This is a genomic window from Maribacter polysiphoniae, assembly GCF_003148665.1.
GTDB lineage: Bacteria > Bacteroidota > Bacteroidia > Flavobacteriales > Flavobacteriaceae > Maribacter_A > Maribacter_A polysiphoniae.
Window position 1 is genome coordinate 59,952 of the sequence record NZ_QGGQ01000016.1, and the last position, 7,918, is coordinate 67,869.

General features: G+C 36.4%; 6 protein-coding genes and 1 pseudogene. 1 reads left to right on the top strand and 6 read right to left on the bottom strand.

Translation table 11 applies throughout. From position 1 onward, the window contains the following. Positions 1 to 154 precede the first annotated feature (154 nt). From cas2 to cas9, 5 genes are all read right to left on the bottom strand, one after another. Positions 155 to 502 (bottom strand): CRISPR-associated endonuclease Cas2, encoded by a 348-nt coding sequence (gene cas2 / locus LX92_RS21340; protein ID WP_109654933.1) that lies wholly within the window; start codon positions 500 to 502, stop codon positions 155 to 157. 177 nt (positions 503 to 679) lie between these two features. Further along, positions 680 to 859 carry a hypothetical protein gene (locus LX92_RS23000; RefSeq protein ID WP_317047081.1) on the bottom strand — a complete coding sequence of 60 codons (180 nt, stop codon included), beginning with the start codon at positions 857 to 859 and terminating at the stop codon, positions 680 to 682. Then, on the bottom strand, positions 856 to 987 hold the full coding sequence (locus tag LX92_RS23005; protein WP_317047082.1) for a GIY-YIG nuclease family protein: 132 nt from the start codon (positions 985 to 987) through the stop codon (positions 856 to 858). The genes LX92_RS23000 and LX92_RS23005 overlap by 4 nt, the downstream gene beginning before the upstream one ends. 90 nt (positions 988 to 1,077) lie before the next feature. Further along, entirely contained in the window at positions 1,078 to 1,974 is an 897-nt protein-coding gene (gene cas1 / locus LX92_RS21350) for a type II CRISPR-associated endonuclease Cas1 (protein ID WP_109654935.1), read from the bottom strand. A 3-nt stretch (positions 1,975 to 1,977) separates the two neighbouring features. Beyond that, a complete protein-coding gene (gene cas9, locus LX92_RS21355; RefSeq protein ID WP_109654936.1) occupies positions 1,978 to 6,132 on the bottom strand; it encodes a type II CRISPR RNA-guided endonuclease Cas9 in 4,155 nt (1,384 codons plus the stop codon). Between the two features lie 339 nt (positions 6,133 to 6,471). Here cas9 and LX92_RS21360 point away from each other — a divergent pair, with 339 nt between their 5' ends. After that, entirely contained in the window at positions 6,472 to 6,942 is a 471-nt protein-coding gene (locus LX92_RS21360) for a serine hydrolase family protein (RefSeq protein WP_109654939.1), read from the top strand. A 510-nt stretch (positions 6,943 to 7,452) separates the two neighbouring features. Here LX92_RS21360 and LX92_RS22565 read toward each other — a convergent pair. Continuing rightward, a pseudogene (locus tag LX92_RS22565) lies at positions 7,453 to 7,918 on the bottom strand (hypothetical protein); the annotation flags it as partial.

Here is a 7,918-nt window from a genome sequence, read left to right on the forward strand (position 1 = left end):
GTTGTGAATTGCTTTCAGTTCTTTAATTTTAAGGATAGTTCACAGGATACCCGCCATAATAAGCTGGTATCCTGTTTGTTATAAGCTGTTTCAGAAATAAAATAATAACATACCAATCGAGATCTCGACTGCGCTCGACCCGACATTTTGAATGCTAAAAAAGTTCTAATTGTTGGGTGGGGGTTTCGGGTTCTGTTTCTTTTTGCCCGTGAAACAATTCAATCATCCCAAATTGTTTGTCGGTAATCTGCATAATACAGACCTTTCCCTTTTTCGGTAAATTCATTTTAGTCCGTTTAATATGCACCTCGGCATTTTCACGACTAGCGCAAAAACGAAGGTATATACTAAATTGAAACATAGTAAAACCATCATCTAACAGATTTTTACGAAACCGTGTCGCTACCTTACGGTCGGTTCGTGTTTCGGTCGGCAAATCAAAGAATACAAGTACCCACATACTTCTATATTGGTTTAAACGGCTAAAATGGTTTACACTCATCTTAAATTATCAGTATAATCGATTAATCGGGTTAACCAGAGTCTAACTTTGTCATATCAAACGAAGTCTAAGTTCACTACATTGACATGGGTATGCGTTTGTCAATCCGAACACAATCCATGGCCAACACATTCATACGAGTTTTATCTGTCAGGTCGAGCGCAGTCGAGACCTCCTTCACGGTCTAAATTTGTAATGGCCTGAATTCCTGCATTCGGCCAAAATCCGTATCATTTCTTCATCACCATTCGCCAAGGCCCCTTTCTTTGTACTACTCCATTTCTTTATTTGTATCTCAATGGCATTGGTCTGTCCTATATCATTGAACACTTCATGCCAAATAAGCCCGGTCTTCACTTATAAGTAAAACAGGTCTTGTTCCTTCCCAACTGATGTTCATCGAAACGTCTGGCCAGGTCGTTCGTAACACCTGTGTACAATAGGCCGTCTTTGCATTCCAATATATACACGTAATATGTTTTCATGGTTTTTTAGCTCTCGACTGCGCTCGAACTGACAAATTAATGTTCTTCTTTGTTACTGAGTTCTCGACTGCGCTCGAACTGACATTTTATTTATAGAAACTCTGGATACAATAACCTTCGACTACTTCCCAAAAAACATTCATACAAACTATTCGTGGTTCGGCTCATAGCATTCATCAAAGGGCTTTGTTTTCCATCGATCATGACGTCCATAGCAGGAATACCCAACAATTCACTTTTTAATTCTTTATTCAATTCGTCATAGGGCTCACCTGATAACACAATATCAAGAACCATTGTATCTACATAAGGCCTATACGGTTCCATGATATCATCGGCCAAACAAAAGGCATTGTATTTATTTCTGTGGTAAATACCTACCGAGGGTAACAAACCACTACTGACCAAGGCACGCGCCGTAACGGCCCTTAAAATGGCATAGCCGTAATTCAACAGGTTATTGGGCGCAATACCTTTCTGGTTTCGACTAAAGCCTTCTATATCAAATAGGTTTTGAAAATAATAGGCCGCTGCAATGGCCTCATGGTTTTGGGCGTCCCCGCTTTTTACCTCCTTGGCCCATCGTTTCAATTTTAAGGCATTTTTGTTACGTTGTAATAAATGACTTGCTTGATTCTCTATTTTGATACTGACCGTCTGCTGCCATAGGTTCTTTTTTAAGGGCACACTGGCATTCAATTGATAGCGCATTCGCTCTGTCTGTTCGGTATGGCCCACTAGGGGCTGTAACAAAGAACATGGTAAATGCTGTAGATCACAGGTAATAACCGCTGTCTTATTTTGTACCAGTTTGCGTAACAACCCATTGGTTACTGTTATTTGTGGATCTTCCAAGACCACATAGCCCAGGTCCTCAATGGGGATGGTAGCCTCTTGTCTACCTTCTTCCGGAAAGTTGACCACCAATTGTTCATTACGCGTACTTAGATAGGCTGGATTGCCAAAAAATAGGGTGCGTTTGATCATCGCTTAAAATTTAAATTCAATGCTCCCGTCTAATTTCATATCAAAATCTTCACCTTCTATTACAAAAGTAAAATTCCCTGGTGTGAGTAATAATCTTGGAGCGACAAAATCAACAGAGAATTTTGAAAAACCATCTTTCCCTTTAGTCCCAAATTCTTCCTTGGGAAAATCTCCCATTAATTGTTTATCATCGCGTGCATCTAAATGATGTTGAAATAGGATACGTTGAGTCTTTGCATCAGCTAATCGTTTAACAAAATATAACCTATTTGACAAATCATCATTTTCTAAATCTTTCAACTCCTCTTTATCATTTTCAAAAAGTATCACCTTTTGACCAACCATAAAAACATGTTTTATTATAGCTCTTTTGGATTTTTTCCCTCTTCCTATATAAACAGGTTCTAAAATTTCTTTTGATTTAAACAGGTTTTCAGGAGTTAATTCTTCAAGATGTTTTGCATATTTAGCTGACTCAAACACATTAAAGGGCACAATAGATCTGCCGTTTTCATTTTCGTATAATCCGAACATGTAATTTTCTCCTGAATCCGCATAAATAAAGTTTTTGTAATCTTTTGAGGATTTATAAACCTGTTCTTTTACAATTGTAGCATTATCAGGATTCATAAAGCCACGGGCCGCTTTAACTCTACAGCGTAAATGACGTAATGTCTTGCCTTGAAAATCTTTTAGCTCATGTTGTTTTACACCTTCTGCCAATTTCCTTTTTAGGTGTTGCTCTAAATGTTTATCAATTATTACATCAGTTTTAAAATTAACACTATCAATGGGCTTTCTTATTACCATCCATATTTCATCTTTCCCATCTACTTGGTTATATAGAATATTCCCATCTTCATTCCTTTTTAAACTACCATCTTTATCTTTAGCAGCAATCTTTATTTTTCCATAATACGTTTGCTGATGCAGTTCTCCTCTTATAGAATCTCCTTGGGCAATTTTTATAATTTTATTTCCATTTGCATCCAATAGTAATTTTCCATTCTTATCTCTCAACCATACAATTCGCCCTCGTTTTCTTACTTTTTTTATTCCAAGTGTAAGTGTCTGGTCCTTATCAGCAATGTTGTTGATTAGAATGTTCTTTTGAATTTCTTCAATCATTGAATAACTGAAGCTTGAAAATGGTTTCTCGTGATATTGTTTGCCTCTGTTTTCTTCTTCAAATTCATAGGCTGTCTTCAAAATTTCCTCTCGTTTTCTTGGCGATGGTATTAAAGTTAACACAGCTGCATCAATTGCGTGGTGATAATGTTTTCCCCTGTCTTTTGCTTCATCCTTAGGCTGTATTTCGTAAATCTTTCGGAATTGTGCAGTATTGGTTCCCTTAATAACTTCAACTTTACTAAAAACCGTTTTTAAATAATGAAATGCATATTTGGTTATAATTTGTGTATCTATTAACTGGCTGTTTACAAAACCTTGTGGAATTTCAGTTCGGGTAAACCTATCCAATTTATTTTTCCAATAATTATACTCCATTTGAAGCAAATGTCTGGCTCGGATAGCTTTATCCTTAGAATCTTTGTCTATAGCTAATTTTGAATTTCTCTTTTGTGTTTCAATTTGTTTTCGCAAAGCATCTACTTTCTTTTCCCAATCCAATAATCTGGGTTTTATTGGTAAGTAACCGTGCGATTCAAATTCGTAGTTGGGTAACTCGGTTGGCATTTGGTTCTTTTTAATTCCCCGATTATAGTCTGCATAACAAACTGTTAGATTTGCTAAGGAATTGTCAAATGATTTACTTCTTGGAATCGTATGTTCAAAATCAATTACATTTTTATTAAATAGGTCCGTTAACTTTATAAGTTTACCCGTGTAAATACAAACGCAGTTTTGTTCTTTCCATAACCTGTATTTCTGCACATCATCTTTGGAAGCATTAATCGATTTCACTACTTCCTCATAGTTTTCCAATTGTTCTGCCCATAACCGGAATTTATCTGTATCTGTTGTACTTATAGGGTTGGCGATTCCAGAAAATTCCGGATCCTTTATCAGTTCGGAAATAGCATTCGCAAATTCTCTGTTCTCGGTTTCTCTATGACGCTGATATTGTTCAATGGCCCAACGCTTGTTACTATCATTTAAATCTCGCGCAACCTCAACGACAATGCGTGTATCTTCATCTATCTTTCCGGTTTTAATCAAATAATTGATGACATCACGTAATTTGTAAAGTGTTTTGTATGCCATAGGGTTTTTGAAAGACGCCGTTTTTGGACTTAATAAATACTGCTGCCCTTCTTTTTTAGGATAAATATCTATTTGTGAGGGATGATAAATTTTGTTCAAAATTTTTTCCTCGACATTGAAGTTATCATCTAAAAATCGTTTTATCTGATTCACCAAATGAGGTGGTTTAAGGTGTTCTCGTTTTGAAGAAGCAAAAAATGCCTGATACTTTGCGGTTACTTCTGATAAGATTTTTTGTTTGTATCCATCATCTAATTTAAGCCAAGTCTTTCCTCCAAAATGCTCTTTTGCCGCACTTTCAACATCCTTAAAATCAGATTCATTTAATTTATATGTAGTGTCTTTCCAAGCAAATCGGTCTTCATAATCTAAAGCATAATATTTAAAAATCAAATTATTGGCAATGGTAATTATTTTCTTGTATTTTCTATTTGCTTCAATCTCATCTTTAATTGCTTTGAGTATAACTTCTCTGTCTCCTTCAAAAACTTCTTTACCAAGAATTTCTGGGATTTTTGCCAAGATTACGGCTTGGGAATAAATCATTCCTTCTCTTAGAAATGGCAAAATATTGTTTATGGCCTTTAAGCTCAAATTTGCATAGCCAACGGGGAAATTATTAAAAAGTGTTTTTAATTCTTTGACTTGAGTTTCTTCTAATTCGAGTACATCAATTAGAAATTCATCAAAATACTCTTCATCTTCAAACGAAAACAGGATATGCCATATATCTTCTATCGTATATTTCTTTGCTTCATCTTCTCCTTTTTTATTTTTTCGGATAACTGTCTTTTCATAGTTTTTCCAATCTTCTCCAAAAACCGATTTTAACCTTGCGGAAACAAAACAACTCGAAACGGATACTTTATCCATTTTCTTACTGTAATTCAGTTCCCAATTCTTTCCTCCTTTTGCTTGTATAAATTTTCTTATTTCACTAAAATCAAATTCCCTTTTGCTCTTGAAGAAGAATTTTTCGTGATACAATTTTTCTTTCAATTCCAACGGAATAGCCTCCAACTGGGCATCTTTGTCAGTACGGAACTTAATATTGTTAATAAATGACCATGCACGATATTCTTCAAACCTGGGGTGACTTACTGGGCATCTTGCTTTGTTGGGTTCAAGGGTACATTTTCCTACCAAAGCTTTTTGGGAGCGTAATGGACGTTGAAAGAAAATCGCTTTTTCGATTTTCTCTTTAAAATCATTATCAGCTATATTCTGACACTCAAGTATTTTTTGAACTTCGGACAAATAATCGGACCTTAATGTATATCGATTTCTTACTCGAATACCATTATCTTCCAAATAAGCAAAAGCAGCACCCAAACTGCCGTGTTCAATAATCAGGTCTTCGTATTCGTTTCGGCCGATTGTTTTGGTTTCGTTACTTCCTTTGTAAACAGCTGTTTTCTCATTTGCTCCTTGCTTTCTACTACTTTTAAATCCACGTCTTTGGGCAATGTGATACAGGGCTCTACCGATTTTGTAACGGTTTTCTTGAATTGATAAATCCAACTTTTCGTTTATCAGTAATCTTCTTAATTGAAAAGGACTAGAAAAATCAGGCGTGTTGTCGCCATTAAAATCCAATCTTATCCATTTTTGAAAAGCTTTGTCTTCAACAGGAAAAACTCTCCCAATTCCCTTTTTATACTTTTTCCATTTGTCTAGGTTTTCCATGTTCAACGGACAATAGCCTTTTTCAATCAATACTTCTAAAGTTTCCCATTTTCGATATCTTCTTGCATTGTATAATCTTCTAGAAGAACGGTGTTTAGTACGCTCTGCTGCAAAAGAAAATTCGCCTGTTTTTCCTTCGCCCACTCCTTTTCTGAATGTGTAAACACCATACCAAGAGAAAACTTCATCTTCTCTTAAAGTAAGGCCTATTGAGTTTGTTCCTAGATCAATTCCTAAAATTTTATTCATTTATATAAATTTTTTATATTTACAATCTGAAAGACAATTCACAACAAGGCTATAAGCCGAAGAAATTCTTTGCCTCGCATACTTCTGTGAGGCTTTTTTTTGTTTATTAAACTTTTAAAATCAAAGCTTAAAATTCGTTTCATTTACCTAAAATTTATTTAAAAATAATAATAACCGGGCGCATTACCTTACGGAAATCCGTAATGTGAATAACAATGTTTTTTTTTATCTTTGCCGTACTGAAAGCAATTCACAATAACGATTAATCCGTTGTGAAAACATTTAAAGCGGCCTTAGCGGGTCGCTTTTTCGTTTAAAAAAGGTAGATTACAATATATAATGAATGAGGCAAAGCAATATAAGAAATTTGAAGCAGGTGCCGCGGGTTCTATGGAAACTACCCCTGTAGATTACACAAAATTTTTAGAGCACATACTTGCTTTAGAATCTCAAAATTCACCAATAACCCAACTGTTGTTTTCCCCCAATATTGTAATCAATTCAAAAAAACAATTTGGACCAGAATCCCTTGAAACTACTACTGAAAATGAAAGAATTGGCCTAAATTATGGTATGGCATGGGGATTAATAACAAAAACGCCCTACGGCAAAGGTGTTTTTAAAGAGGGCCACAGCGAAGGTTTTCAACATTATTCTATTCTATATCCTGAACATCATTTAGGGGTATTGCTAATCTCCAATAGTGACAATGCAGAAAGTATTTTTAAAGAATTGTTGAAAATAACAATTGGCGACATATACACGCCCTGGGAATGGGAGAGTTATATTCCTTTTAATGAAGGAAATTAGATTGCCCTTAGTTAAGTTTCCCCGTATTGACTAACTAATGGATTCCATACCTATCTTACGCGCTTCTGATGACCTTTCCTCCAAAGGGCTCTACAAGCCTCTCCAATATTGCCAGTCCTGACAATATCATCCGTTAAGGTTTCAAGCACTGCTTCTTATCTTAGTTCTAACCCAAACCCTCCATTCTCCCCAATAGTCTACCCTGTAAATCACTTATTTTGCCCACATACTGAAGTAGCATATCTGTATCCACTTATAATTTGGTCAGTCTTTACTCTGATGTAAATACACTTTTAATTCTTTAAGGTCGAATTTTGAACGAAAAAGACAATACTGATCTCCCTTTTGATAAAATTTACGCCGTGTTTCTTACGGCAATTATAAAGTTGATTGGCTCTATTGCCGCAAAACAAAATGTGCCTACCGCATATAACCATGACCATAAAAGGAAAGGTAAGGAAGGACTTTACTTTCCAACATACTACTTAGCCAACTATTCCTTTCGACAGCCTACGAACCTCCCTTCGAAGGGTTACAATGGATTTCCTTGAGATGTGCCAATTGTATTTCACCCAAACCCCTTGCCTCCATAAAGAACCGTTCACAACGGCGAAAAACCCTGTCCGAATCATCTGGTGAAAATTGGATCGCCCCCTTGAAGCGCATGATATGGTGCGCATTGCACAGCATATAGAACTGGCGCTGCAGGCCGTATGTCCCGCGGGGAAATATCCTTTGCGGCAACCCGGTAAAGTGACCACATAAATGGAACAGATAGGACAGGGAATAATGGTTCGGGACATATTCCCAAAAAATGCGCAACAGTCCAAGGCATACCTGTTCCATGGCAAAGTGCATTACGGCCATTTTGGAAGCGGTGTCCTCCCTTTCCCCGATGATGCCAACGACCGAAAGAAGATACTCCGCCCTTTCCATTCGGTCGATCCAACTTTCCCGGATTCGTTCATAATAGGTG